This window comes from Blastomonas sp., from assembly GCF_046294995.1.
GTDB lineage: Bacteria > Pseudomonadota > Alphaproteobacteria > Sphingomonadales > Sphingomonadaceae > Blastomonas.
Genome location: NZ_JBKBOG010000004.1, coordinates 171,455 through 197,283, shown reverse-complemented (window position 1 = coordinate 197,283; position 25,829 = coordinate 171,455). Strand labels below are relative to the sequence as shown.

Sequence of the window (25,829 nt, the reverse complement as noted above, 5' to 3'; positions counted from 1 at the left end):
GATACCACAGCGTGACGATCCCCATCAGGTGGGTGACGCCGCACAGCAGGATGAACGACGCAAACAGGGCGACGACCCCCGCATGCGGCACTTCCGTCCGCTGGCGCAAAATCGTCAACAGTGCGATCGGGATTGCCGTATAAGACAGGAAAATCAGCAAATCCGACCCTGCCCACAATGTAACGAGCCAGGGCTCCCACAGCAGACACATGCCGTGCGGCATGTAATCGCCATATGTCATGGCGTGATCCATTTTGCGCGCTCTCCCCGAAGTCCCAGCTTCCAACGGCCATGCTAGGCGCGACTGTCGACCTTAACAAGCGCCCAGCCACACCCAAGCATTACGCACACGACGCGCGCATATTTTTGTTAACCTGGATCAAGTTCGCGCTCGCGCAACGGCCACTTGCAGGCACGGGCGGATGCGGCAGCCACCAGAGCGCTGGCACCGCAACACCCGCCGCACCTTCAGAACGGGCTGAAAGGTTGGGCTTGGTGATGTCTTGAAGATAAAGTGGTCGGGGAGACAGGATTCGAACCTGCGACCCTCTGCTCCCAAAGCAGACGCGCTACCAGGCTGCGCCACTCCCCGATCCTGGATCGTCCCGGTGTTGCCGCCGGGCGAGCCGGGTGTCTAGCCCCTTGGCAAGAGATTGCAAGCCATGAAACGCCGATACCCGCAGTTTGCCGATCACCGATCGCAGCGCGGCGGCGCAAGGGGTCGGGAAGATCATCGCAAAAAATGGTGGGCCCGGAGGGACTCGAACCCCCGACCTAGCCGTTATGAGCGGCCAGCTCTAACCAACTGAGCTACAGGCCCGTCCCGGCTGTGCCAGAGGCGCGGTTACTCCAGCCGGGGGGAAGGATGCAAGCGGGAAAACAAGACGGCGCCGCGATCGTGTGCGCCCGGTGCCTCAGCGCTCGATCGCCGCATCGATCTGGGCGATGCTGGTCGGCCTGACGTCGCGCGCTGCAAGATACGACAACACCGCGTGCCACCAGCTGAAAAATGCCTCCACACCGGCCTGGTCGCGGACATACGGGGTGTGGCCGGGGCGCAGCGAGGGCGAGTGAAACGAGAAGTTCAGGATCGGCAGCCCGTCGTCGAGCGCGATGTCGATGCCGCGGATCGCCTCGGTCACCGAAATGCCCTCGGGGGTCAGCGAGATACGCTCGAGCAACCGCCCGCGCGCCATCAGCGACTTGGTCAGCCCCGCCATCTGCGCCAGCGGAAACACCGTGGCCTGACGGCGCAGCAGCCCCCAATACACCGACGTCACCGGCAGCTCGACGATGCCCCGGCCCCGGTCGAGCCAATAGGGTTCGAGCGGATAATGCGAAAAATCGGGCCCTTCCGACTTACTGTAATCGAAGTTGGTACGGACCGATGTGTCGAACCGGACGCCGGCTTCGCGCAGCAGGTTGAGCGTCTGCGGACCGATGCCATAGCGCCCAGCACGATAGACGATCGGCTGTTTTCCCGTGGCCTCGGTGATCGCATCGCGCAGCGCCAGGAATTTTGCCCGCTCGAGTTCGGGCGGCAGGTTTCCGGCATAGCTGTTGCGCTGGGTGACCTCTTCGTCGAACGGCGGATTGACCCAGGGGTGCAGCTGGATCCCCACTTCGGCGCGGCCCTCGCGGACCAGCGCGCCGTAGATTTCACGCCCGCGCGGATCCGATATGATCGGCCAGTCGACGAGGTACAGCGGCGTCACGCCATATTGTTCGCACAGTTTCTGGAATTCGCCGATCGCCCCGATCGCATCGAGCGAATATCCCTCGCGCCGGATCGGCCGGGTCCAGTCAAATTCTTCCTCGACATCGATGGTGACCAGATAACGCTGGCCGAACCCCGGTGCAAACCGGACGAAATCGTCCTTGCCCGGCAATCTTGCAAAGGTCATCGAGGTCGCCTTGGGTTCACCGGGTCGCAGTCGGCAAGGCAGCTGCCCCCCGGCCGCTTGCCCCGCGCGCACATGGGCTAGGAGCGCGCGGCTTCTGCGCTAATCCCGGCGCATGGCAACGTCAAGCGCAGAGCATTGGGCTCCACCGCGAGCTCGCCGCCCTGCGACGCGAGCAGATTGCGCACCAGCCGCAGGCAGAAACCCAGTCCCAGCAATGGCCCGCCATCGCCCTGACCTGTGCCCGGCCTGTCGACATCGAACAGCCCGTCATCATCCAGCCCGGCCAGCGACAGCGGGCGGGAGAAGCGGACATCGAGCGCATCGGCGCGCGGCGCAAACGACAGGTGCAGCGCTTCGCCTGCACCGCAGCTGCCGATCAGCGCGCCTGCCAGCCGCGGAACGACGCGGTCCACCGCCTGCGACGACATCGCGACCATCACGCCTTCGGGCACATCGCCCAGCTTCAGCGTCGCGCCCGAATGATCGAGCAAGGGCTGCACGCGGGCCATCAGCCGGTCGAGCACGTCCTCCAGCGCGACATGGCCCTGCGGATCGTCGATGGCATTGCGGTCGAGCCGCAGCGCGGTGTCCAGATCGTCGAACCCGCTGAGCAGCTGGCGCGCATCCTGGTGGATGCGCAGCGCCATGTCGCGGTATTCCGCCGTCACCGGGCCGAACAGCTGCTGCTCGATGATCTCGGAAAAGCCCATGATGGCGTTAAGCGGGGTGCGCAGTTCGTGGACGATCTGGCGAAGGCCGTCGCGCCCGGAAAGCGTCGCATCGTCGTCCTGCGGGCCGGCGCTCTCCCACGCCATCGGGCGGCGGATCAGCCCGTTATAGCCAACAAAGCGCCCCGTCGCCCGGTCGAACACAGGATCGGCATCGACCCGCCATTCACCCGCCAGGCCCGCAGCGTTGCCCAGAGTGACGCGGCCGCCGCGCACCGGCATCCGGCGGCTGAACGCGGTCGCGACCGAGGCATCGACCCCGCGAAACCCGGCCATTGCGGGCAAGGCGAGCGACAATCCGTAGACCGCACCCAGAGCCACGCCGGTAACGCTCTCGACCGCGCCATCGACCCCGGTGGAAAAACGGAAGTGTTCGTGCGGCGCAGCTTGCACGGGCGGTTCGAAACCGCTTGCCTGTTCGGCGGGACGGGGATCCGGTGCTGTCGCGGCGGCCGGCGGTTCGGATGCGGCTTGTACAGGGTCGTTGCCCTGCATCGCCGCGCCAAGCCGGTTCCAGTCCTGCGCGGGCGCAGCGGGCCGATCTTCGAGCGCCTGCTTGAAGCGCACCTCCTGCAAGGCTTCGATCCGCTTGACGATCTCGCCGATGCTTTGCGGTCCGCGGGTGTCGGGGACCGCAGCGATCTGCGCGATCGCTTCGGCTGGGGGCTCGGCGGCGGACTCGGCAGGTTCGGCTTCCGGCACGACGGGAGCGGCAGTCGCGCTGTCGCGGTCGCTTACCGGCTCGGCCGGCTGTGCGGTCGTCGAGTCCTCCGGCTGCGGCGCGGGATCGGACGCGGCAGCGCTCGCCGCAGCGGGCAGCGCCGTATCGTAAAGCCCTAATCGGTCGAGCAGCGTGCGGGTCCGTGGCCCCAGATCGCGCCGGTGGCGCAGAAAGCCGCGCGCGCGTGTCGGCAAGGTGGGGATCAGCGCCGCCCACTGCGCATCGTCCAGCCGCGCCGCGCGGATCGCCTCGCTGGCAACCGGCGGTGTTTCCGACGCAAGATACTGGACCAGCACCGGCGACACCAGCCGGCCCGACAGGCACTGCACGGTGAGCAGCCGGTCGGCATCGCTGACCGACGCGCGCAGGCAATGGATTCGCGCCAGCGCCGGTGCGTGCCGCTCGTCCACGCCATCGCCGCCAATCTGGCCCAGAATGTCGACCAACTGCCGATACTGCGCCACCGCTGCAGCTCCGGCAGGAACCGCACCAGCGAGAACAGTGGTCAGGCGATCGTCGAAATGCATAAGCTGGAGATGTCCTTGGGCGACGCCGAACAGTGGCCCGAACGGGCACAGGGATTTCGCCCTTTAGCAACGCTCGATCCATAGCGATAGCCAGTGTGCGCGCGTTGCGGAAGTAGCGTTTTTTTCACGTCGCAATGTGGGACAATTGCGTTGCCGCACAATTTTATTATAGTGAGCGTTCGTCATGTTGCGGAAAAGCTCCGCAACGGGCAGTTTTACCGATGGATTCAAACATTTGCCGCCTAGAAACGCGCAGATGTGACAGTCTCCACGGCGTGACAGGGGATCATGAGTGTCAAGTCTGGACCAAATCGACCGGCAGTTGCTGACCAGGCTTCAGGATGAGGGGCGGATCACCAACGTCGAACTCGCCAGCCGCGTCGGGCTGACCGCTCCGCCCTGCCTGCGCCGGGTCAGGGCGCTTGAAGAAGCCGGCATCATCCGAGGCTATCATGCCGACATCGATCCGCAAAAGCTGGGCTTTGCGATCACGGTGTTTGCGATGGTCAGCCTCAAGAGCCAGGCCGAAAGCGACCTCCAGGCGTTCGAGGACCATGTCCGCACGCTGCCGCAGGTCCGCGAATGCCATATGCTGAACGGCGAAATCGACTTCATCCTCAAGATCGTCGCGCGCGATCTGCAGGAATTCCAGGCGTTCCTGACATCGAAGCTGACACCGGCCGCCAATGTCGCCAGCGTCAAGACCTCGCTGACCATCCGCACCTCGAAGCAGCAGCCCGGCGTACCGCTCGGCGAATAGCCTTCCGCACCGTCACAACCTTACGAAAAAGGCGGACCAGGATCACTCCTGGTCCGCCTTGTTTTCGTGTGCCCGGACGGGATCAGGCGGCAGGCGCGGCGGGTGCAGCGGGCGCTGCAGCACCGGACTTCTGATCGATATACACCGCCCACAATTTGGCGATCGGGGCGCGCGGACCGGTGATGCCGGCGAGCGTCTGGCGCGCGGGATCGTATTTGTTCTGCGCGACCTGCGCGATCGCCTGCACCATCATCGCGCGCTCGGTGTCGGCAACGTTCTTGGTCAGCGCGATACCCGCTAGCTCTTCGGCCTCGGCATACTGCTTGTTGGCAAGCAGCGCGTCCGCCGTGGCCAGCGTCACGGTGGCGGATGCATTGCCACGCGAATCGCGGACCGAATCCGGCAGGGTCGCGACATATTCGCCGCGCGCTGCACTGGCAGTGGCCGCCTGTTCCTTGAAGAACGCGTCGCTGGCAGAGACGACGCCTGCCGCCTGGCCTTCCTCGATCAGCGCGAGAACCTCGGTCGGACGGCGCGCAGCACCAGCCGCTTCGATGTACTCCCGGTAGTCATTGGCGCTGGCCAGACCGCCGGACATCCGCAGCAGGCGCATCGCGTCCAGGCTCTGTTCGCTGGTGAAGCCGCGGTTGTCGCTCTGCATGGCGCGGACGACTTCGTTCCAGGCGCCGTTGCCGGTGTCGGCGCGCAGCAGCAGCTGTGCCCAGGTGGCACTGTCGCTCTTGGTGGCGCGTGCGATCTGGAAGCCGCGCTTGGCCCAGCTTGGCGCATATTGCCTGTCACCAGCCAGCTGTGCCTCCACCGCGCGCTGCAGATAGGGCAGACCCTGCGCAGCCAATGGCGAGTTGGCAGCATCGATGCTGCGGCCACCCGATTTGGCGATCGCTTCGCCAAAATGGGCTTCGGCCAGCTGGAAGAGGTTTACCGGATTGTCCTGGCCGGCTTCGACGGCGGCGGTCAGATACGTGCGCGCGCGCCCGAAATCGTTGGCGACCAGTGCCTTTTCGCCGACAAAGCTGTTGAACGTCTTGGCTTCGGACGGGGTGGCCTTGCCGCTGGCGAGCGCAGCTTCGACGCCCTTCATCTGCATGTCGGCGTTTTCGTTCTTCAGGCCGATCTGCAGCATCATCTTGCCGGTCAGATATTTTTCGTCGGGGCTGGCGGCAACGGCCGCAGCCTCGTTGAGCTTCGCTTCTGCGGTGGCGAAGTCGTTGGCGCCAAAGGCGGTCTGCGATGCGGCGAACGCGTTGCGGAATTCGGCGCTGAGTTCCATCTGCGGGGCATCGTCTTCGCCCTTTTTCGGCTTCTTCGCGCGCTGCGCCTGGGCAGCATCGACAGGAAGTGCCAGCGAAACGGCGGTGGTTCCGGCCAGGGCCAGCACCAGGGCCATCGGGAAACGGGAAATGCGACGCATGTAATCCTCCGAACTAAAAACACGGCTTTTGAAAATGCCGATCGTGACGACCCTTTGGCGGTCTTTGGATGAAGCCGTCCTTAATGACTCTGGCAGGAACGAACAACCGGGGTTTGCGGTTCCGGCGCAAAAACGGGCGCTCTGGCCCAAACCATCGGTTCCAATCGCTTTGCAACGCCGGAGACGCTCGGCTATGCGCCTTCACATATGATCATTCTGCTGTCCCCCGCCAAGTCGCTCGATTTCGATTCGCCTGTTCCTGCCGTCGACCCCAGCCCGCCGCGCTTTGCGCCGGAAACCGAGCGGCTGGTGCGATCTGCCGCGCGGCTTTCCAAGGCCCGGCTCAAGCAGATCATGCCGGTATCCGATGCCTTGATCGACCTGAACTATGGCCGCTATCGCGAATTTTTCGATCAGCCCGAACGCGCTGCCGCCTTCGCTTTCAACGGCGATGTCTATTCGGGTCTGGCCGCGCGCACGCTGGACGATCCTGCGCTCGAATTTGCGCAGCGCCATGTGCGTATCCTTTCAGGCCTGTACGGGTTGCTCAGACCGTTTGATCCCATTCGCCCCTATCGCCTTGAAATGGGTACGCGCTGGGCGCCGCGGCACGCCTCGCTCGTGGCGTTCTGGGGGGACAGGATCGCAAGCGCGATTGCCGAGGATCTCGATGCCGCCGGCAGCGACACGGTGATCAATCTTGCCAGCCAGGAATATTTCGCAGCCGCCGACAAGGGCCTGAAAAAGCGCAAGGTCAAGGTGATCACCGCCGACTTCCGCCAGCAAGGCCCTGACGGACCGCGCTTCGTCAGCTTCGATGCCAAGCGCGCACGCGGCATGGCGGCACGGTTCCTGTGCGAGCACCGCCACGCCAGCCCCCAGGCACTCAAGGGCTTCGACAGCGACGGCTATCGTTTCGATCCGGAATCGAGCGACGAGACGGTGTGGCGGTTCATCCGAGCATGAACGACTGCACCGTCATCGTCGGCGCCTCGGGCGGCATCGGCGCCGCGCTGGTGCGTGAGGCCGAGGCGCGCGGCGCGCAGGTGATCGCCCTGGCCCGCAGTTTCACCGGCGATGCCCATATCGACATCGAAGACGAGGCCAGCATCGCTGCGGCGGCAGAATACGTCCGCAGCCAGAGCCTCGTCCCGACCCGGGTGATCGTCGCGACCGGACTGCTTCATGCCGATGGCAAGGGTCCGGAAAAGAGCCTGAAGGACATCGACCCTGCCTGGATGGCGCGCAATTTTGCGGTCAACACCATCGGCCCGGCGCTGGTCGCCAAGCACTTCGTACCGCTGATGCCGCGCAAGGCCCCTGCCCTGTTCGCAGCGATCGGCGCGCGGGTCGGCAGCATCTCGGACAATCGGCTGGGCGGATGGTACGGCTATCGCGCCGCCAAGGCCTCGCTCCACATGACGATCCGCAACATCGCCATCGAATGGGCACGGCGCAACGACCTGTCGATCTGTGTCGCCTTGCACCCCGGAACGGTCGATACCGGCCTCAGCAAGCCATTCCAGGGCAATGTCGCGCAAGGCAAACTGTTCGATGCCGCGCACAGCGCAGCCTGCCTGCTCGACGTGCTCACAGCGCTGAAACCGGCCGATTCGGGCGGGATATTCGCCTTCGATGGCGCCGCCATTCAGCCCTGAGCGCCACATGCTGCCAAGCGGCTGATTTTGTTGTTGAAAAATACATCCCAAAAGCCCGCAAAAGCTGGCATTTGCGCCCCCCTTGGCCTAGAGCCGAAGCCAGACGCAAAAGCGTCACAAAGGCATAAAAGGCGCATGGAATGAACGACCAGCCCGCAGCAGCGGAACCCTCCGAAATCGAACGCATCGACATCGTCGACGAGATGCGGTCCAGCTATCTGGACTATGCGATGTCGGTCATCGTCAGCCGCGCCCTGCCCGATGTTCGCGACGGCCTCAAGCCCGTCCATCGCCGGATTCTCTACGCCAGCCACGAGGGCGGCTTCGTCGCCGGCAAGCCCTATCGCAAGTCTGCCAAGATCGTCGGTGACGTGATGGGTAACTACCACCCGCACGGCGACAGCTCGATCTACATGGCGCTGGCGCGCATGTCGCAGGATTGGGCGATGCGGGTGCCGCTGATCGACGGCCAGGGCAACTTTGGATCGATGGACCCGGATGCCCCCGCTTCGATGCGATACACCGAAGCAAGGTTGAGCAAAGTCGCTCTCAAGCTTCTGGAAGATATCGAAAAAGATACCGTCGATTTCATCCCCAACTATGACGGATCGCGTCAGGAGCCGCAGGTTCTGCCCGCGCGCTTCCCCAATCTGCTGGTTAATGGCGCAGGCGGCATCGCGGTCGGCATGGCGACCAACATCCCGCCGCACAATCTGGGCGAAGTGATCGACGGCTGCCTGGCGTGGATCGCCGATCCGATGATCGAACTCGATGATCTGATGAAGATCATCCCGGGTCCCGATTTCCCGACCGCGCCCTTGATCCTGGGCCAGTCGGGCGCGCGCAATGCGTACCTCAAGGGCCGCGGCTCGATCATCATGCGCGCGCGCCACACGATCGAGGAAGGCCGCGGCGACCGCCGGTCGATCGTGCTCACCTCGATCCCCTATCAGGTCGGCAAGAACGCATTGGTCGAAACCATCGCCGAAGCCGCCAAGGGCAAGGAAGCGCGGATCGAGGGCGTCAGCGACATCCGCGATGAATCCAACCGTCTGGGCGTACGCATCGTCATCGATCTCAAGCGCGATGCCTCGCCCGAGGTCGTGCTCAACCAGATCTGGCGCTACAGCCCCGCACAGTCGAGCTTCCCCGCCAACATGCTTGCCATCCGTGGCGGCCGTCCCGAGGTGCTTGGCCTCAAGGACATCATTGAGGCGTTCGTCCAGTTCCGCGAGCAGGTCATCACCCGCCGCACCAAGTTCGAACTCGCCAAGGCACGCGACCGCGCGCACATCTTGCTGGGCCTGGTGGTCGCGGTCACCAACATGGACGAGGTCGTCAAGATCATCCGTGGCTCGGCCTCGCCCGCCGAGGCGCGTGCCGCGCTGCTCGCGCGCGAATGGCCGATCGGCGAGATCGCGCCATACATCAAGCTGGTCGAGGCGATCGAAGGGGAGATCGAGGGCGATATCTATCGCTTGAGCGACCTGCAGGTCCGCGCGATACTCGATCTTCGCCTGCACCGTCTGACGGCGCTGGGCCGCGACGAGATCGGCAAGGAGCTGAGCGCACTGGCGCTGGCGATCGAGGAATATCTCGCGATCCTCAGCGACCGGGCAAAGCTGTACGAGGTGCTCAAGGACGAGCTCATCGCCGTGCGCGACGAGTTTGCTACCCCGCGCTTGTCGGTGATCGCTCCCGCTGCGGACGGCATCGAGGACGAGGACCTGATCGAACGCGAGGAGATGGTCGTCACCGTCACCCTGCAGGGCTATATCAAGCGCACCCCGCTCGACGCGTTCCGCGAGCAGGCGCGCGGCGGCAAGGGCCGTTCGGGCATGGCGACCAAGGACGAGGATGCCGTCACCAGCATGTTCGTCACCTCGACGCACACCCCGGTGCTGTTCTTCTCCACCCACGGCAAGGTCTATCGCAAGAAGGTCTGGCGCCTGCCCGAAGGCGGCCCTGCGACGCGCGGACGCCCGATGATCAACCTGCTGCCGCTGGCGCAGGGCGAGACCATCCAGACCGTGCTGCCGCTGCCCGAGGACGAGAGCACCTGGGCTGACCTGCACGTCATGTTCGCCACAGCCAACGGCACCGTGCGCCGCAATTCGATGGATGCATTCACCAACATCCCGTCGAACGGCAAGATCGCGATGCGGTTCGACGAGGGCTCGGACGACCGATTGATCGGCGTGGCGCTGCTCACCGAAGGCGACGACGTGCTGCTGGCGACGCGCCAGGGCAAGGCGATCCGTTTTGCCGCCACCGACGTCCGCGAATTCCAGAGCCGCACCTCGACCGGGGTGCGGGGCATGACGCTGCGCGAAGGCGACGAAGTAATCTCGCTGTCGATCCTTTCGGGCTTCGATGCCACCACCGAAGAGCGCGACGATTATCTGCGCGCAGCTCCGTGGAAGGGCAACGAGGCCGAACCGACACTCCCTCCCGAGCGGGTGGCCGAGTTCGCGCTCGCCGAGCAGTTCCTGCTCACCGTGTGCGCCAACGGCTATGGCAAGCTCTCGTCGGCTTATGATTACCGCCGTACCAATCGCGGTGGCCAGGGGATCACCAACATCGACAACATCGGCCGCAACGGCCCGGTTCTCGCCAGTTTCCCCGCGCACCGCAGCGATCAGCTGATGCTGGTGACCGACCAGGCCAAGCTCATCCGCCTGGGCCTTTCGACGATGCGCGTCATCGGGCGCAATTCGGCGGGCGTGCGGCTGTTCAACGTCGCCGACAACGAGCATGTCGTCAGCGCCGCGCGGATCGCCGAGGAAGAGACCAGCGACGTGGTGGCCGCTGCCGACGATCAGGATGGTGGCCCGGACGACGCTACCGGGACAGCTGAATAAGTCTTAGGCCTTCGGAACGATGTGATCGCGAAACCAGTGGGCGACCTCGTCTTCGGACAGGTCGCCTCCGGCAAGGCATTGCATCATGATCGTGGCGTCGGCCTTGTCGAACTGTATTTCGACAGCATTGACCATCAGGAACAGACGCGCTGCGACCCAGGCGGTGCGCTTGTTGCCATCGACAAATGGATGGTTGCGCGCGATCCCGAAGGCATAGGCAGCCGCCAGATCGGCAGCTTCCGGAGCGCCATATCCAGCCAGATTGACGGGCCGGTTGAGTGCGCTTTCCAGCAGCCCCTCATCGCGAATGCCTTGGCCACCGCCATGCTCGGAAATCTGCCGGTCGTGCACGGCAAGAATGATGGCCTTGTCCAGCCATTGCCAATCGGTCATTTTGCCAGCACGCGCAAAATATCGCGATCCTCCCGCATGATCTGTTCAGCTAGCTCCATTTTCCGCGCAAAATCAGCATTGTATGGGTCGAGGCTGATGCGACCGTCAGATTCCTCGCGGACATACACCTCATCCCCCTGCGCCAGGTTGAGGTGCGCGAGCACGTCCTTGGGCAGGATGACGCCGGTCGAGTTGCCGATCTTGATGAGCTTGAGGGGCTTGTTCATACAGATGTTATAACACGCTCTGCGGCCCCGCTCAACCCGCAGCGCGCGGATCGCGGTGGCGCAGCGACTGGATGACCCCGGTGCAGATCAGGAACTGGCCGAAGTAATACAGCGGCCAGATCAGCCAGTCGGGCAGCACGGAGCCCTCCAATGGCCCGAACCGCGCAAAAATCAGCAGGTCGGACGCCACGAACAGCAACGCGCCGGTGCCGACGCGATAGCGCGGGAAATCGCTGGTCCACGCCATTGCCGCCATGACGGCAAGGAACAGGCTGTAGACCGCAATCCCGGTCGCGCCCGATCGATCGATCGGCAGCGCCCAGGCGATCAATACCACCGCAGGCACCAGCACGATTGCGAACATCCGCTGGCTTGGCGTGACCGTCCGCCGCCGGTGCCGCGCGTAAAGGATGATCGCGACGATATGGCCGAGCAGGAAAGCGATAGCGCCGTAGATCAGATCGATCTCGATCAGCATATCGCCGATCGCGCCCAGCGCCATGACGCCGCCCAGCAGCCGCCCGTCGAGCGAATGGTGGCGCGCCAGCGCGAACACACCGAGAAACGCGACCCCCAGCCCCTTCCACAGCATCATGTAAAGCCCGGGGATCGGCGCATCGCTGACGAAATAATAGCTGATCGCCGCGACAAGACTGAGCAGCAGCCAGGGCCGCGATTCGACCAGTGCGCGTTTGACGACCATGATGCCCCTGCCCTTATCGATACGTCTCGCGTGATGGCACTGATCGGCGCGCGAACGCAAGTCGCGCAACGCACCCTGTGCAAAAGCGGTCCAGCACGCTATTTGCACAGGCATGAGCACCACATCCACATTCGAACACCAGATCCACATCATCGGCGGCGGCCTCGCGGGATCCGAGGCGGCATGGCAACTCGCCGAAGCCGGCATCAAGGTGCGGCTGTCCGAAATGCGCGGCAGCGGCGAGATGACGCCCGCGCACCAGACCGAGGGCTTGGCCGAGCTCGTCTGCTCGAACAGCTTCCGCTCGGATGACGCAGAGCGCAACGCGGTCGGCCTGCTGCACCAGGAGATGCGCACGCTGGGCTCGCTGATCATGGCGTCGGCGGAAAAATCCAAGGTGCCCGCCGGATCGGCGCTGGCGGTAGATCGCGACATCTTCTCAGATCACGTTACCAAGGCATTGGAAAACCATCCCAATATTCAGATCGTGCGCGAGCGGGTGGACACCCTTCCCGAAACCGGCCCGACGATCGTCGCCACCGGCCCGCTGACCGCGATGACGCTGGCGCAATCGATCGGCGCTGCGACCGGCGAAGATGCGCTGGCGTTCTTCGATGCAATCGCGCCGATCATCCACCGCGACAGCATCGACATGGACATCTGCTGGATGGCCAGTCGCTGGGACAAGGTGGGGCCCGAAGGCGACGGCAAGGACTATATCAACTGCCCGATGGACAAGGAGCAGTACCTCGCGTTCCACCAGGGATTGATGGACGGCGACAAGACCGAGTTCAAGCAGTGGGAGAAGGACACGCCCTATTTCGAGGGCTGCATGCCGATCGAGGTCATGGCGTCGCGCGGGGTAGAAACGCTGCGTTACGGGCCGATGAAGCCGGTCGGGCTCGACAATCCGCGCACCGGGCGCTGGCCCTATGCCGTGGTCCAGCTGCGCCAGGACAACAAATTGGGCACGCTGTGGAACATGGTCGGCTTCCAGACCAAGCTCAAGCACGGTGCGCAGGTCGAGCTGTTCCGCACCATTCCAGGGCTGGAAAAGGCCGAGTTTGCAAGGTTGGGCGGGCTGCACCGCAACACCTTCATCAACTCGCCTCGCCTGCTCGACGGACAGTTGAGGCTAAAATCCGCGCCGCATATCCGCTTTGCCGGGCAGATGACGGGGTGCGAGGGCTATGTTGAAAGCGCCAGCATCGGGCTGCTCGCCGGGCGCTTTGCCGCGGCCGAATTGCAGGGCCGTACGCTTGAAACCCCGCCGGTCACGACCGCGCTGGGTGCGCTGCTGGGCCACATCACCGGAGGCGCCGAGGCGAGCGACTTCCAGCCGATGAACGTCAATTTCGGGCTGTTTCCGCCGCCCGAGGGCAAGGTGCACAAGAAGCAGCGCAAGGAGGCCTATACCTCGCGCGCCCGTGCCGATCTGCAGCGCTGGATCAACGGCGAGCCCGAGGCCATCGCCGCCGAATGATCAGCATTTGCAGCGGGTTACAGGTGTCTTCGGCTTCGTCGTAGCAAACTCCTCGGGCGTCAGCCGGGCGTTGCCGTCGCGGTCTGCAGTGGCAAACCGTTTCGAGGTGGCAACCGCCCACTCCTCGAACGTCAGCAGATTGTTGCCATCGACGTCGAGCGCCTTGAACGCCTTGGTGCGGCTGGCAAGCAACTCTTCGCGGGTGATGACGCGGTCGCCGTTGCGGTCGTAGCGCGCAAAGCGCCGTTGCTCGCGGGTCATCTCGGTCGCTTCGGGCGGCGCAGGCCCGCGCAGGTCTCCGGGGTCGGCAACGGGCAACACGGTGTCCGCGGGCGTCGGCGGGGGTGGAGCGATGCTGGCGAGGTCATCGTCCTGCTGCTGCGCCCGGATGATGAAGAAACCGCCGATAATCAGCGCGATCGCCGCCAGCCCACCAAACAGGAATCGCATCGCCTGCCCCCCTATCGCCTCGGCCCTCGGGCAGATCAGCGCCCGGTCAGGCCGTGCCAGACCAGCGCCGCGAACACGCCCGGACTGCCCCAAGCACGATCCATCCGCCCTTGTGCAATGTCAAGGCGCACAGCGCGCGCCATGATCGACAGCGGGCGCAGCTTGCGCGGCAGTTTCACGCGCGCCAGAGCAGCGACGTCCACCGCCCGCACCGCCGCATCGAGTGCAGCGGTGCGCCGGTGAAAGCGCACCATGTCCCACAACGCCCATGCCTCCCCGATCCGGGCGAGATCGGTGCCGGCGACCGAAGGCGCCAGCGGGTGGAAAGCGCGGATCAGTGCGCCACGCCCCTGCGCGAATTGCGCCACCGCATCAGCATCATCGGGCTCCAGCGCTGCTTCCCAGCCGCGGATCACCGGACCCAGCGCAGACGCCAGATCAAGACCCTGCACTTCGATCGGCAGCAAGCCCGCCAGCACCGGATTGGCAGACGGGCGCTCGGCAACGGGCTTGCCGATGACGTCATGCCACCACTGCAAACGGATCTGCGCCAGCATGGGTTCGCGGGCCTGCAGGACGATCCCGGCGATCTGGGCATCAAACGCGAACAGCGCATGACACCATGACCGCATTTGCGCATCGCCATAGCTGCTGGCGAGCGTCACCAAGGGCGAAACGGGGGTGTCAGGGGCTTGCATCACCGGGTCGATCCACGAAAATCCGCGGCGGATCAAGGTAAACATCGCGGTAACCATGCTCCTTTGAGCGCTGCTTACCATTGCGCGCGTAGAAGGCACCCTACGTGACAGGGGCAAGTACCACACCATGACGATCCGCACCACCGACAGACCGCATCGCCATGACGGCATGAAAACCGGCAACGCAGCGAAACCGGGCGCCGACCGGCGTCCGCTGCTCAACCGGCTGCTGGCATCCCGGGCCGGCAACGTGCTGCCGATCGTCGCGGCGAGCATCCTGCCGATGGCAGCGATGATCGGCGGCGCGGTGGACATGAGCCGCGCCTATATGGTGAAATCGCGGATCCAGCAGGCTTGCGACGCCGGTGTTCTCGCCGGGCGCCGCGCGATGCAGCAGAGCAGCTACACCGACGCTGCCAAGGCCCAGGCGCGCGACTTCTTCGACATCAATTTCAAGGAAGGGTACAACGAGACGACCAACGTCGTCTTCAACACCTCCAACCCCGCGGGCACCAGCAAGGTGCTGGGCAGCGCATCGACGGTGATGCCCACCGCGATCATGAGCATGTTCGGCAAGGAGACGATCGCGATCGACGTCGTCTGCGAAGCCGAACTGAACCTCAGCAATTCGGACGTCACCTTCGTGCTCGACGTCACCGGTTCGATGCTGGAGAACATCTCCAACGGCACCGGCGGCACCACCACCCGCATCGCGTCGCTGCGCAATTCGGTGATGAGCTTCTATGACACCCTGGCGAATGCGGCGACGGGCAGCAACGCCCGCGTGCGTTATGCCTTCGTGCCCTATTCGACCAACGTCAATGTCGGCGAACTGCTGTACGACACCAACCCGTCCTGGCTCAACGGCGGTACTGCGGGCGACAGCTGGAACTACCAGTCGCGCCGCCCGCTGTGGAACATCACGTCCACCAGCACGCAGACGACCACCGATACCCAGACGCTGTCTTACAACGTCAGCGCCAGCAACTGCACGAGCTTTGGCAACAACAGCAGCTTCTGGCAGGGATGGACCCAGTTCAATCCCAACCCATCGGGCAACCCGACCACCCAGACCAGCGGCAACACCACCACCAAGACCACCTATGAGCCGTGGCGATGGGGAGGGGCAGCTGGCCCCTGGACCGGCTCGGGTACGTCCAGTTGCGTGCGCCGCCGCACCCAGGAAGTCACGACCACCACGACAACCGAGACGGCTGTCTGGCAGGCCGGCGCAACGTTCTCTCGCTGGGAATATCTGCAGCGCACCTACCCGACGTTCGATTTCGTGCGTTCGATCAAGACCGCCAATCCTGCGGTTGCGACTCCGAGCGAAATCGACGGCAGCACCAGCCGCTGGAGCGGATGCATCGAGGAACGCGATACCATCGCCGGAGCGCCGATCGCCTATGGCTCGAACGGGATCACCGTGAACGGCAGCACCTCCGCCCACGACCTCAACATCGATGCAGCGCCGACCAATGCCGCGACCAAATGGCGTCCCTATTGGGAAGACGTGTATTACTTCCGCAACGACCCCAAGAGCCTGAAGAACTACGGCGCCGGCTATACCGCTTGCCCCACCAAGGCCCGGCTGCTGGCGACGATGACGCGCACCGATGTGCAGAACTACGTCAATTCGCTGGTTGCCGTGGGCGGCACCTACCACGACGTCGGCTTGCTGTGGGGTGCGCGGATTGCATCGCCGCAAGGCATTTTCGCATCGACCGTCAATGCATCGCCAGGCAATGGTGGATCGGTTGGCCGGCACGTCATCTTCATGACCGATGGCGATCTGACCAGCTATGACTTCGTCGCCAGCATGTACGGCATCGAACGGCTCGATCTGCGCGTCACCGGCGGCAGCAACAATCCCAGCCAGCTCGAGCGCCAGCGCCAGCGCTACATGGCGATCTGCGAGGCAATCAAGGGCAAGGGCATCCGGCTTTGGGTGATCGCGTTTGCCACGACGTTGACGGCCGATCTGCAGACCTGCGCCAGCAGCGGCAGCTCGTTCACCGCCAGCAACAGTTCGCAGCTGAACACGGCGTTCCAGAACATCGCCAAGCAGATTTCCGAACTGAGGCTGACCAAGTGATGGCGGGCTTGGGCTTCATCAAACGCGCGGCACAGGATCGGCGCGGGGTATCGGCGACCGAGTTCGGGCTGATCGCACCGACCTTCATCATGCTGCTGCTGGGTGTGTTCGACATGGGCTACAACGTCTATGCCAGCGCCATTCTGGACGGCGCGGTGCAAAAGGCGGGCCGCGATTCCGCTTTGGAAACCGGCACCAGTTCGGTCAACAACCTCGACGCCAAGGTGAAGGAAAATCTGGGTCCGCTCGGCAACGGGGCGAACTTCACCTACGAGCGGCGCAACTATCGTGACTTCGCCAAGGTCGGCCTGCCCGAGGATTTCGAGGACAAGAACGGCAACGGCATCCGCGATGCCGGCGAATGCTTCACCGATGAAAACGCCAACGGCAGCTGGGACGCAGACCTTGGCAAGGATGGCGTCGGCGGCGCCCGCGATGTCGTGCTGTACACCGTCCGCATGCATTACGACCGCAAGTTCCCGCTCTACAATTTCATCGGGATGAGCGGAAAGGCGACCATCGCCTCGGCTACGGTGCTGCGCAACCAGCCTTATGGCGACCAGGCATCTGAAACCAAGGAAGTGATCTGCACATGAGCGCTGCCCCCAGACCGCCCTTGCTGGGCGACACGCCCCACAAACCCGGCATCCTGGCGCGCGGCTCGCGGCTTGCCCGCAAGCTTCGCGGCGACCGGTCGGGGATGGCGCTGATCGAGTTCGCCTTTACGCTGCCGATCTTCATCAGTTTGGGTTTCTACGGCGTCGAGGTCTCCAACCTTGCGATCACCCAGATGAAGATGAGCCAGATCGCGCTCAACATGGCGGACAACGCCTCGCGCATCGGCACGCTCAACGCGACCCTGGGCGCCAAGGTGATCACCGAGCAGCAGATCAACGACGTGTTCCAGGCTGCAGCGCTGCAGGCCGGGGCTGCGGGGCTGTATCAGGATGGCCGGACCATCCTGTCGAGCCTGGAGGTGAACGCGCAGGGCGGCCAGACCATCATGTGGCAACGTTGCAAGGGCATGGACCTTGAAGATTCGAATTACGGTGCCCAGGGCACCGGCGCCACCGGCACTGGCTTTGCGGGGATGGGACCAGCAGGCGACAAGATCCAGGCCAGTGCAGGCACGGCGGTGATGTTCGTCGAGCTGCACTACACCTATCACCCGTTGTTCGGCAGCATGTTCATGGGCGAGCGCGAACTGTATCAGGAAGCCGCCTACACCGTCCGCGACAGCCGCGAGATCGGCAAGCCGCCGACCAACAACGTTTCGGCCGCGCGCCGGTCCACCTGCGACAAATACGATGCTATTTTGCCGCAGACATCGGATGCGGACATCGCCGCTGCGCAGGCGGCCTATGCGAGTGCGTATGCCGGCTACAGCGGCGGCAACAATCCGAACAATCCCGGCAAGGGGCTGTGCGTGGCCGGCCTGATCTGCGCCAAGGTCACCTGACGGCCGGGTCGTTTGACCCGGCCGGTCGGTATCATCCCTTGTAGCAGACCTTCTTCACCGCCTTGATCACCCGGGCACTGTCGACCAGCGCGAGCTTTTCCAGATTGGCGGCATAAGGCAGCGGCACGTCCTCGTTGGTCACGCGCAGCACCGGCGCATCGAGATCGTCGAAGCCCTGCTCCATCACCACCGCGGCAATCTCGCTGGCGATCGAGCAGACCGGCCAGCCCTCTTCGACCACCACCATGCGGTTGGTCTTCTTGAGGCTTTCGAGCACGGTCGCGGTATCGAGCGGACGCAGCGTGCGCAGATCGATGACTTCGGCCTCGATCCCCTCGCCTGCAAGCTTTTCCGCCGCATCCAGCGCAACCGCGACGCCGATCGAATAGCTGACGATGGTCACATCGGCGCCCGCACGCATGATCCGCGCCTTGCCGATCGGCAGAACGTGGTCATCGAGATCGGGGACGTCGAAGCTGCGGCCATAGACCAGCTCGTTTTCCAGGAACACCACCGGATCCTCGGTGCGGATCGCGGCCTTGAGCAGTCCCTTGGCATCGGCGGAATCATACGGCGCGATCACGATCAGCCCGGGAACGCTGGCGTACCACGGACCGAAGTTCTGGCTGTGCTGCGCGCCGACGCGGCTGGCCGCGCCATTGGGACCGCGGAATACCACCGGGCAGCGCATCTGCCCGCCCGACATATAGTTGGTCTTGGCCGCCGAGTTGATGATGTGGTCGATCGCCTGCATCGCGAAGTTGAAGGTCATGAACTCGATGACCGGACGCAAGCCCCCCATCGCGGCGCCCGCACCGATGCCGGCAAAGCCGTATTCGGTGATCGGGGTGTCGATCACGCGGCGCGGGCCGAACTCGTCGAGCAGGCCCTGCGTCACCTTGTACGCGCCCTGATATTCGGCGACTTCCTCGCCCATCACGAACACGCGCTCGTCGCGGCGCATTTCCTCGGCCATCGCATCGCGCAACGCCTCGCGGACCGTGGTCGAGACCATCTTGGTGCCCTCGGGGATTGCAGGATCGCTCACCGGAGCGCGCTTGGGCGTTTCGGGAACGATCTTGGCGTTTTCGCTAGGGGCTTCTGTCTTGTCGGCTTTGGCCTCAGGCTCGGGCGACGGCGCGGGCGCAGCTTCGGGTGCAGGCGTCGATGCATCTTCGCCTTCGCCTGCCATCATCGCGATGACCGTGCCGACCTTGACGTTGTCGGTGCCCTCGGCGATCATGATCTTGGCGATCGTGCCCTCGTCGACCGCCTCGAACTCCATCGTCGCCTTGTCGGTCTCGATTTCCGCCAGGATGTCGCCCGACGACACGGTGTCGCCCTCCTTGACCAGCCACTTGGCCAGCGTGCCCTCTTCCATGGTCGGGGAAAGCGCAGGCATTTTCAGTTCGATGGCCATCAATATTGCTCCACCAGCACATCGGTATACAAATCGGACGGATCCGGCTCGGGCGAGGTTTCGGCAAAGTCCGCCGCCTCGCTCACCAGCTTGCGGATGTCCTTGTCGATCGTCTTGAGCGCCTCTTCTGCCACGCCCAGCTTGAGCAGTTCGGCCTTCGCCGCCTCGATCGGGTCGGAATTGTCCTTCATGTTCTGGACTTCCTCACGGCTGCGGTATTTGGCTGGGTCGGACATCGAGTGGCCGCGATAGCGATAGGTCTTCAATTCCATCAGCAGCGGGCCGTTGCCGCCGCGGACATATTCGAGCGCCGCCTCGGCCGCGCCGCGCACTTCGAGCACGTCCATGCCGTTAACCTGCATGCCGGGGATGCGGAACGAGTCACCGCGACGATAAAATTCGGTCTCGGCGCTGCTGCGCGATACCTTGGTGCCCATCGCATAGCCGTTGTTCTCGATCACGAAGATGATCGGCAGCTTCCAGAGCGCAGCCATGTTGAAGCTTTCGTACACCTGGCCCTGGTTCGCGGCGCCATCGCCGAAATAGGCCATGCACACGCCACCGTCGTCGCGGTACTTGTGCCCGAAAGCCAGGCCCGCGCCGAGCGGTACCTGGGCGCCGACGATGCCGTGGCCGCCGTAGAATTTGTGCTCGGTCGAGAACATGTGCATCGACCCGCCCTTGCCGCGCGAAATGCCCGCGCCGCGCCCGGTAAGCTCTGCCATGATGACCTTGGGATCGATACCATAAGCCAGCATATGGCCGTGATCGCGATAGCCGGTGATGACGCTGTCCTTGCCGGGCGTCAGCGCCGATTGCAGCCCGACCGCCACGGCTTCCTGGCCGATATACAGGTGGCAGAATCCGCCGATCAGGCCCAGGCCATACAGCTGCCCGGCGCGCTCTTCAAAGCGGCGGATCAGCAGCATTTCCTTGTAGAAATGGAGCAGCTCGTCGGCGGTCGCCTCGTGCCGCTGCGGATCGCGCGGACGGGGATGATTGCTCCCCTCTTCGGGCAGCATGGCAGGCTTTGCGCCGCCACCGGATGCCGGGGCCTTGTCAGGCTTTGCGGAGGGTGTGCGTGCGGGCTTTGTGGCGGGTGTCTTGACCAAGACGGGAAACCTTTCACGATAGGGATCGGTGCCGTGAGGCGGGGAGGAAACGACCGCTGGCTGTATAGAAGCAAGCGCACGGATGACGCAACGGCCAAGGCGGTTTTTGCGCAATAATCCCGCAGCACGACACGCGTGTGCAGGCGGCGCGCGCTGTTTACTTGAGAGGAACGATGATCTCGTCAGGATGCGCGACATTGAGGTCGCGCCGGACGAGTTCGCTGACCAGATCGGGATCGACCGCACGCGGATCGAGCAGCCGCACGCGGTTGCGCAACGCATCGCGCTGTTCGTGCAGCCGTGCCAGTTCGACCTTCTGGATTTCCAGCCGCTGGCGATAATCGCCCCACGCGATCACGCCCGTTGGCCCCAAAAGCGCATAGGCCGCGATGACAAGCAGCGCGACGAGCGAGATGCCCGGCGCGATAGCTTGCCTGGTTGGCTTGAGCACGGGTTTACGTAACGGCATTAACCCTATGAATCACAATTGATTCGGGCTGACAAGCCGAAACCGTTCTCGCGGATCGAATATGCGATCAATAGAAGTCAAGATCAGCGAAAGATCGCCGACCCTGCATAATGCGCGCTCGCGCCCAGCTCTTCTTCGATCCGGATCAGCTGATTGTACTTGGCGAGCCGGTCCGACCGCGCGAGCGAGCCGGTCTTGATCTGGCCGCAGTTGGTGGCGACCGCCAGATCGGCGATGGTCGCATCCTCGGTTTCGCCCGAACGGTGCGACATCACCGCGGTATAGCCAGCGCGGTGCGCCATGCTGACGGCTTCCAGCGTTTCGGTGAGCGTGCCGATCTGGTTGACCTTGACCAGCAGGCTGTTGGCCAGGCCCTTTTCGATGCCCATCGCCAGCCGCTCGGGGTTGGTGACGAACAGGTCGTCGCCGACCAGCTGAACCTTATTGCCGAGCAGCTCGGTGACCGCGAGCCAGCCTTCGAAATCGTCCTCGCTCATGCCGTCCTCGATCGAGCGGATCGGATATTCGTCGCAAAGCTTGCCGAGATAATCGGCCATCTGCGTGGGGCTGAGCGAAAGGCCTTCGCCGCTGATCTCGTATTTGCCGTCACGGAAGAATTCGGTCGCGGCGCAATCGAGCGCCAGCACCACGTTCTCGCCGGGCTTGAAACCGGCCTTTTCGACCGATGCCATGATGAAGTCGAGCGCGGCGCGGGTCGAGGCGAGGTTCGGCGCAAATCCGCCCTCATCGCCGACAGCGGTTGCCAGTCCCTTTTCGTGCAGGCCTTTTTTCAGGGTGTGGAAGATCTCCGATCCCCAGCGCACGGCTTCTGCCAGGCTGTCCGCGCCAACCGGCATGATCATGAATTCCTGAAAATCGATCGGGTTGTCGGCATGTTCGCCGCCGTTGATGATGTTCATCATCGGCACCGGCAGCACATGCGCCGACACGCCGCCGACATAGCTGTAGAGCGGCAGGCCCCGCGCATCGGCGGCGGCCTTGGCGACGGCAAGGCTGACCCCCAGAATGGCGTTGGCGCCCAGCCGCGACTTGTTCTCGGTACCGTCGAGATCGATCATCACCATGTCGATGTCGCGCTGGTCTTCGGCATCGAGCCCGACCACCGCCTCGAAAATCTCGGTGTTGACCATATCGACCGCCTGGGTGACGCCCTTGCCCATGTACATCGACATGTCGCCGTCGCGCTTTTCGACCGCTTCATAGGCGCCGGTCGATGCGCCTGAAGGCACCCCTGCCCGGCCGAAGCTGCCGTCTTCGAGCAACACATCGACCTCGACCGTGGGGTTGCCGCGGCTGTCGAGAATCTGGCGGGCGTTGATGTCCATGATCGCGGTCATAAGCGGCACTCTTTCGGGTCTGGCAGGTAAAGGGATTGGCGCACCCTCTAGGCCGTAGACCGCGGGTTTGCAACTATCGGGACAACGACCGGACCTCCCCGCCAGCCAGGGTGGCGCAAAAGCGAAATCGCTTGATAATGTGCAGGGACAAGCCAGAATAGTGCCACACGGGCGGAACTGCCGGATTAGTATGTGGGTCGGCGGAACCGTGGCACCGTCTTATGCGTCTGCTGCATTGCTTGAGGAGGAATATATGTCCGAAAATGGTAACCAGATCGACGGCAACGCCGCAACCCCCGCGAAGAAGCCGCGTGCCAAGAAGGCAGCTGCGTCCGCTGGCGGAACGACCAGTGCATCCAAGCAGGACACCGGCGGCGCTGCATCGCCCGCTGCTGGAACCGCCGCTGCCTCCACGGTGGCAAGCGCGCCTGCCGCCACTGATCCTGCCGCCAACACCGGCACTGCCCTTGCCGTGGCCGACACTCCGGCCGAGCCGAGCGCGCTGGGCGCCGCTGCCGCCAAGGTCGGCGCGATGATACCCGACAGCGTGACCGACAAGGCGCGCGATGTCGCAGGAGACGTCAAGGACAAGGCGAGTGATGCGGTTCTGGGCCTCGCCCGGATCATCAGCGATAGCGCCGGTGCCATCGACGACAATGTCGGCCCCAAATATGGCGACTATGCCCGCACCGCAGCGCAATCGGTCAGCGACGCTGCCGAGCGGCTGCGCGCGAAGCCGGTTGACGAGATTGCCGAAGAAACCCGCGAGTTCGTGCGCACCAAACCCGCTGCGGCGCTGGGGATCGCGGCTGTTGCAGGGCTTGTGCTCACCAGGATCTTCGGCTCGGTGTTCGGCAAGAAGCGCTGAACGGCACACTGACTGTCTGAAATGCAAACATGACCCAAGTACCAAACCCCGCGCCGATCGCAGGCGAAGATCCTTTTGTGGGGCCTGATCCTGCCGTCGGTGCGGCGCCCGGTGACCAGGCCGAGCCCAAGCCCGGCATGATCGACCAGCTGCGCGGCCTTTATGCCGACGGCCGCGAGATGATCGATGCCGAAATCGGCTTCCAAAAGGCGAGGATTGCCGCGGCAGGCCGTCAGGTGCGCACGATGGCGCTGCTTGCGGTTGTCGGCCTGATCCTGATCGGCTGCGCCCTGATCGCGCTTGTCGTCGGGACGATGATCGCGTTGATCCCGGTGCTTGGCGCCTGGGGCGCGATGGCGGCGACCGTCGTCGGCGCACTGGTGCTCGCTGGCCTATGCCTGTGGCTGGCTGCAGGTCGCGTCAGCAAGATCAGCGCATTGTTCGCAAGCGAGCCCGAAGCCGATGCTTCGCTGGCTGCGGCGGGAGGCACTGCGTGAGCGATCCCCTGCACGGCCCCGAAGCCGCTGACGATGCTGTCGTCGAAGTGCCCGAGCCCAGCCTCGCAGAAGTCTCGGCGCGGCGCCTTGCCGCACGCAGCCAGTGGGAAAAGGCCCTGGCCCGGGCCAAGGAACGGTTCAATCCGGTCAACCTGCGCGACGAGGTGGTCCAGACCACGGCGGACAAGATCGGCGGCGCTGCAGATGAGGCAGGGGCAGCGGCCTGGGCGCATCGCGGCAAGCTGGCCATCGCCGGATTGATCGGCGGAATATTCCTGGCACGCAAACCGATTGTGGAAAAAGGTGCGCCGCTTGCAGAGCACGCCCGCGCCTCTGCCGAGAAGGCGATGACGTCGCTACGCCGACGCTTCAAGAACTGAAAGCAGCCTGCCCTGACCTGACTTTGGTCGGCCGGCACGGGCAACAGGGCTGGAAAATCGTTTCGATTGCCACTATGGGGCGCTCAACGCACGGCGGTCGCAACGACCCCGGCGGGGAGAGGATGCCGTTTGGCATTTCGGTCATCGGTCATGGGACGCACACTTCAATGAGCAAACTTCATCTCGTCATGGGCGGACGCGTCAGCGATCCGCGTACCCTGGATTATTGCGAACTCGACAAGATGGACCTTGTCGGCGTCTATCCCGATTATGCCAGCGCCGAAGAAGCGTGGCGGAGCAATGCCCAGCGGACCGTCGATGATGCCGAAATGCGTTATGTGATCGTGCATCTGCACCGTCTGCTCGATCCCGAAACCCAGGATCAGGCCTGATTAAGGCCAAAACGGCTTACGGCAGGTCGTGACGCGGGCGGCGCGGGCGGTGGCTTTGCGCCAGCGGCACTGCCAGCACCAGCCCGGCGATAAACCCGCCAATATGCGCCCAGATGGCGATGCCCAGCGCGGTTCCGGCAAAGGCCAGCTGGCTGAGCAGGTTGATCCCGGTCCATGCGGCCGCCAGCCACACGATGTGCACCACGAGCCCCGGCACGGGACCGAAGGCTTGCGGCTTGCGGCGTGAGAACAGCAGGAAATAGGCGGCGAGCAGCGCGGAAATCGCCCCGCTTGCGCCGACCACCGGGACGGTCGCCATGGGGTCGATCGCATAATGCACTGCGGCTGCACCGATGATCCCGGCGGCGTAGAGCAGGATAAAACGTTCCGTACCCAGCGCCGCTTCGAGCATCCGCCCGACAACCACCAGCACGAGCATGTTCATCGCGAGGTGAAACAACCCGGCATGGAGAAACGCCGAGGTGACCGGGGTCAGCCATACCGGCACCGCCCATGGATAATCGGCAGGCAGCGCGCTGGCGTGGCCGTGCAGCGCGTCTGACAGACGTGCCGACCAGAAGCCGCCTTCGACCTGAAAGCGCTCGGTCCAGCCCGTCACGAAGCCGACCAGCCAGACCAGCACATTGGCGATCACCAGCGCGTTGGTCGCCACGCCGCGCGGCAGATTGGGCATGTTTTAGATGAACTCGATCTTCGACACGACGTAGAACTTGTCGCCCGAAGGCACGCTGACCTCGACTTCGTCGTCGAGCAGGCGTCCGATCAGCGCACGGCCCAGCGGGCTGGAATAGCTGATCTTGCCCTTGCGCGCATCGGCCTCGGCTTCGCCGACGATCTGGTACTTGACCGGCTTGTCGTCTTCGTCGAGCAGCGTCACGGTCGCGCCGAACACGACCTTGTTGCCCGAAAGCGTCGTCGGATCGATGATCTGCGCGCGGCTCAACTTGCCTTCCAGATCGCCGATCGTCGCCTCGACCTGGCCCTGGCGCTCCTTGGCCGCGTGGTACTCGGCGTTCTCGGAAAGATCGCCATGCGCGCGCGCTTCCTCGATCGCCTCGACGATCAGCGGGCGCTCTTCCTTGAGCAGTTTCAGCTCGCGCGAGAGCTTCTCGTATCCTTCTGCCAGCATCGGCAGCTTATCGACGGTTGCCATTCGGCATATCCCTTCTTATCTGGCTGAACCTGTTCCATCGCCCGAAACAAACGACCTGTT

26 protein-coding genes, 2 tRNA genes and 1 pseudogene are annotated in these 25,829 nt (G+C 64.1%); 12 read left to right on the top strand and 17 right to left on the bottom strand.

Annotated features, from left to right (window positions below):
• From ACK4R0_RS08000 to ACK4R0_RS07980, 5 genes and pseudogenes are all read right to left on the bottom strand, one after another.
• Window positions 1-241: pseudogene (locus tag ACK4R0_RS08000) on the bottom strand (hybrid sensor histidine kinase/response regulator); the annotation flags it as partial.
• A gap of 274 nt (window positions 242-515) precedes the next feature.
• Window positions 516-592 (bottom strand) — tRNA-Pro (locus ACK4R0_RS07995).
• A gap of 151 nt (window positions 593-743) precedes the next feature.
• Window positions 744-820 (bottom strand) — tRNA-Ile (locus ACK4R0_RS07990).
• 94 nt (window positions 821-914) lie between these two features.
• Window positions 915-1,904, bottom strand: a complete 990-nt coding sequence (locus ACK4R0_RS07985; protein WP_409672799.1) for a polysaccharide deacetylase family protein — start codon at window positions 1,902-1,904, stop codon at window positions 915-917.
• Between the two features lie 77 nt (window positions 1,905-1,981).
• Window positions 1,982-3,880, bottom strand: a complete 1,899-nt coding sequence (locus tag ACK4R0_RS07980) for a sensor histidine kinase (protein ID WP_409672796.1) — start codon at window positions 3,878-3,880, stop codon at window positions 1,982-1,984.
• 292 nt (window positions 3,881-4,172) lie between these two features.
• On the opposite strand from ACK4R0_RS07980, the gene ACK4R0_RS07975 reads away from it, so the two are divergent.
• On the top strand, window positions 4,173-4,640 hold the full coding sequence (locus ACK4R0_RS07975) for an Lrp/AsnC family transcriptional regulator (protein ID WP_409672793.1): 468 nt from the start codon (window positions 4,173-4,175) through the stop codon (window positions 4,638-4,640).
• An 82-nt stretch (window positions 4,641-4,722) separates the two neighbouring features.
• Here the strand turns inward: ACK4R0_RS07975 and ACK4R0_RS07970 are convergent, their stop codons facing one another.
• Entirely contained in the window at window positions 4,723-6,072 is a 1,350-nt protein-coding gene (locus ACK4R0_RS07970) for a hypothetical protein (protein WP_409672790.1), read from the bottom strand.
• A 207-nt stretch (window positions 6,073-6,279) separates the two neighbouring features.
• Between ACK4R0_RS07970 and ACK4R0_RS07965 the strand changes: the two genes are divergently transcribed.
• The 3 genes from ACK4R0_RS07965 (at window position 6,280) to gyrA (ending at window position 10,591) form a co-directional block, all read left to right on the top strand.
• Window positions 6,280-7,038: a YaaA family protein gene (locus ACK4R0_RS07965; protein WP_409672788.1), complete on the top strand. Its 759-nt coding sequence runs from the start codon at window positions 6,280-6,282 to the stop codon at window positions 7,036-7,038.
• Window positions 7,035-7,730, top strand: coding sequence for an SDR family NAD(P)-dependent oxidoreductase (locus ACK4R0_RS07960; RefSeq protein WP_409672785.1), 696 nt, complete (start codon window positions 7,035-7,037; stop codon window positions 7,728-7,730). The genes ACK4R0_RS07965 and ACK4R0_RS07960 overlap by 4 nt, the downstream gene beginning before the upstream one ends.
• Window positions 7,731-7,870: 140 nt before the next feature.
• The gene (gene gyrA / locus ACK4R0_RS07955) at window positions 7,871-10,591 is read left to right on the top strand and encodes a DNA gyrase subunit A (RefSeq protein ID WP_409672782.1); all 2,721 of its coding nucleotides are present in this window, start codon (window positions 7,871-7,873) and stop codon (window positions 10,589-10,591) included.
• A 3-nt stretch (window positions 10,592-10,594) separates the two neighbouring features.
• Here gyrA and ACK4R0_RS07950 read toward each other — a convergent pair whose 3' ends face one another.
• Genes ACK4R0_RS07950 through ACK4R0_RS07940 form a run of 3 tightly spaced genes read right to left on the bottom strand, consistent with a single transcriptional unit; the run spans window position 10,595 to window position 11,914 of the window.
• A complete protein-coding gene (locus ACK4R0_RS07950) occupies window positions 10,595-10,984 on the bottom strand; it encodes a type II toxin-antitoxin system death-on-curing family toxin (protein ID WP_409672780.1) in 390 nt (129 codons plus the stop codon).
• A complete protein-coding gene (locus tag ACK4R0_RS07945) occupies window positions 10,981-11,211 on the bottom strand; it encodes an AbrB/MazE/SpoVT family DNA-binding domain-containing protein (RefSeq protein ID WP_409672778.1) in 231 nt (76 codons plus the stop codon). Before ACK4R0_RS07945 ends, ACK4R0_RS07950 begins: the two co-directional genes overlap by 4 nt.
• Window positions 11,212-11,242: 31 nt before the next feature.
• Window positions 11,243-11,914: a lysoplasmalogenase gene (locus ACK4R0_RS07940; protein ID WP_409672775.1), complete on the bottom strand. Its 672-nt coding sequence runs from the start codon at window positions 11,912-11,914 to the stop codon at window positions 11,243-11,245.
• A gap of 112 nt (window positions 11,915-12,026) precedes the next feature.
• Between ACK4R0_RS07940 and trmFO the strand changes: the two genes are divergently transcribed.
• A complete protein-coding gene (gene trmFO, locus ACK4R0_RS07935; protein WP_409672772.1) occupies window positions 12,027-13,397 on the top strand; it encodes a methylenetetrahydrofolate--tRNA-(uracil(54)-C(5))-methyltransferase (FADH(2)-oxidizing) TrmFO in 1,371 nt (456 codons plus the stop codon).
• On the opposite strand, the gene ACK4R0_RS07930 is transcribed toward trmFO, so the two are convergent.
• Together ACK4R0_RS07930 and ACK4R0_RS07925 are read right to left on the bottom strand one after the other, a co-directional pair.
• A complete protein-coding gene (locus tag ACK4R0_RS07930; protein ID WP_409672769.1) occupies window positions 13,398-13,847 on the bottom strand; it encodes an EF-hand domain-containing protein in 450 nt (149 codons plus the stop codon).
• A 35-nt stretch (window positions 13,848-13,882) separates the two neighbouring features.
• Window positions 13,883-14,590: a squalene/phytoene synthase family protein gene (locus ACK4R0_RS07925; RefSeq protein ID WP_409672766.1), complete on the bottom strand. Its 708-nt coding sequence runs from the start codon at window positions 14,588-14,590 to the stop codon at window positions 13,883-13,885.
• 124 nt (window positions 14,591-14,714) lie between these two features.
• Here ACK4R0_RS07925 and ACK4R0_RS07920 point away from each other — a divergent pair, with 124 nt between their 5' ends.
• The 3 genes from ACK4R0_RS07920 to ACK4R0_RS07910 are packed head-to-tail and all read left to right on the top strand — an operon-like array spanning window position 14,715 to window position 18,099.
• Complete coding sequence (locus tag ACK4R0_RS07920; protein WP_409672763.1) at window positions 14,715-16,640, top strand: pilus assembly protein; 1,926 nt, start codon at window positions 14,715-14,717, stop codon at window positions 16,638-16,640.
• Window positions 16,640-17,236 carry a TadE/TadG family type IV pilus assembly protein gene (locus tag ACK4R0_RS07915; RefSeq protein WP_409672759.1) on the top strand — a complete coding sequence of 199 codons (597 nt, stop codon included), beginning with the start codon at window positions 16,640-16,642 and terminating at the stop codon, window positions 17,234-17,236. Before ACK4R0_RS07920 ends, ACK4R0_RS07915 begins: the two co-directional genes overlap by 1 nt.
• On the top strand, window positions 17,233-18,099 hold the full coding sequence (locus tag ACK4R0_RS07910) for a TadE/TadG family type IV pilus assembly protein (RefSeq protein WP_409672756.1): 867 nt from the start codon (window positions 17,233-17,235) through the stop codon (window positions 18,097-18,099). Before ACK4R0_RS07915 ends, ACK4R0_RS07910 begins: the two co-directional genes overlap by 4 nt.
• Window positions 18,100-18,130: 31 nt before the next feature.
• Here the strand turns inward: ACK4R0_RS07910 and ACK4R0_RS07905 are convergent, their stop codons facing one another.
• The 4 genes from ACK4R0_RS07905 to eno all read right to left on the bottom strand — a co-directional run bounded on the left by ACK4R0_RS07905 (window position 18,131) and on the right by eno (window position 22,458).
• Window positions 18,131-19,519 carry a pyruvate dehydrogenase complex E1 component subunit beta gene (locus tag ACK4R0_RS07905; protein ID WP_409672753.1) on the bottom strand — a complete coding sequence of 463 codons (1,389 nt, stop codon included), beginning with the start codon at window positions 19,517-19,519 and terminating at the stop codon, window positions 18,131-18,133.
• Window positions 19,519-20,541 (bottom strand): pyruvate dehydrogenase (acetyl-transferring) E1 component subunit alpha, encoded by a 1,023-nt coding sequence (pdhA, locus tag ACK4R0_RS07900; RefSeq protein ID WP_409672823.1) that lies wholly within the window; start codon window positions 20,539-20,541, stop codon window positions 19,519-19,521. The genes ACK4R0_RS07905 and pdhA overlap by 1 nt, the downstream gene beginning before the upstream one ends.
• Window positions 20,542-20,788: 247 nt before the next feature.
• Entirely contained in the window at window positions 20,789-21,082 is a 294-nt protein-coding gene (locus tag ACK4R0_RS07895; RefSeq protein WP_409672750.1) for an FtsB family cell division protein, read from the bottom strand.
• Between the two features lie 101 nt (window positions 21,083-21,183).
• On the bottom strand, window positions 21,184-22,458 hold the full coding sequence (gene eno / locus ACK4R0_RS07890; RefSeq protein WP_409672747.1) for a phosphopyruvate hydratase: 1,275 nt from the start codon (window positions 22,456-22,458) through the stop codon (window positions 21,184-21,186).
• Window positions 22,459-22,711: 253 nt separating this feature from the next.
• Between eno and ACK4R0_RS07885 the strand changes: the two genes are divergently transcribed.
• From ACK4R0_RS07885 to ACK4R0_RS07870, 4 genes are all read left to right on the top strand, one after another.
• Complete coding sequence (locus tag ACK4R0_RS07885) at window positions 22,712-23,326, top strand: hypothetical protein (protein ID WP_409672744.1); 615 nt, start codon at window positions 22,712-22,714, stop codon at window positions 23,324-23,326.
• A 29-nt stretch (window positions 23,327-23,355) separates the two neighbouring features.
• On the top strand, window positions 23,356-23,823 hold the full coding sequence (locus ACK4R0_RS07880; protein ID WP_409672741.1) for a phage holin family protein: 468 nt from the start codon (window positions 23,356-23,358) through the stop codon (window positions 23,821-23,823).
• Window positions 23,820-24,203, top strand: a complete 384-nt coding sequence (locus tag ACK4R0_RS07875) for a hypothetical protein (protein WP_409672738.1) — start codon at window positions 23,820-23,822, stop codon at window positions 24,201-24,203. The genes ACK4R0_RS07880 and ACK4R0_RS07875 overlap by 4 nt, the downstream gene beginning before the upstream one ends.
• Window positions 24,204-24,370: 167 nt before the next feature.
• Entirely contained in the window at window positions 24,371-24,595 is a 225-nt protein-coding gene (locus ACK4R0_RS07870; protein WP_409672736.1) for a DUF4170 domain-containing protein, read from the top strand.
• Between the two features lie 16 nt (window positions 24,596-24,611).
• On the opposite strand, the gene ACK4R0_RS07865 is transcribed toward ACK4R0_RS07870, so the two are convergent.
• Together ACK4R0_RS07865 and greA are read right to left on the bottom strand one after the other, a co-directional pair.
• A complete protein-coding gene (locus ACK4R0_RS07865; protein ID WP_409672733.1) occupies window positions 24,612-25,289 on the bottom strand; it encodes a rhomboid family intramembrane serine protease in 678 nt (225 codons plus the stop codon).
• A 3-nt stretch (window positions 25,290-25,292) separates the two neighbouring features.
• Window positions 25,293-25,769 carry a transcription elongation factor GreA gene (greA, locus tag ACK4R0_RS07860; RefSeq protein ID WP_409672730.1) on the bottom strand — a complete coding sequence of 159 codons (477 nt, stop codon included), beginning with the start codon at window positions 25,767-25,769 and terminating at the stop codon, window positions 25,293-25,295.
• Window positions 25,770-25,829 lie beyond the last annotated feature (60 nt).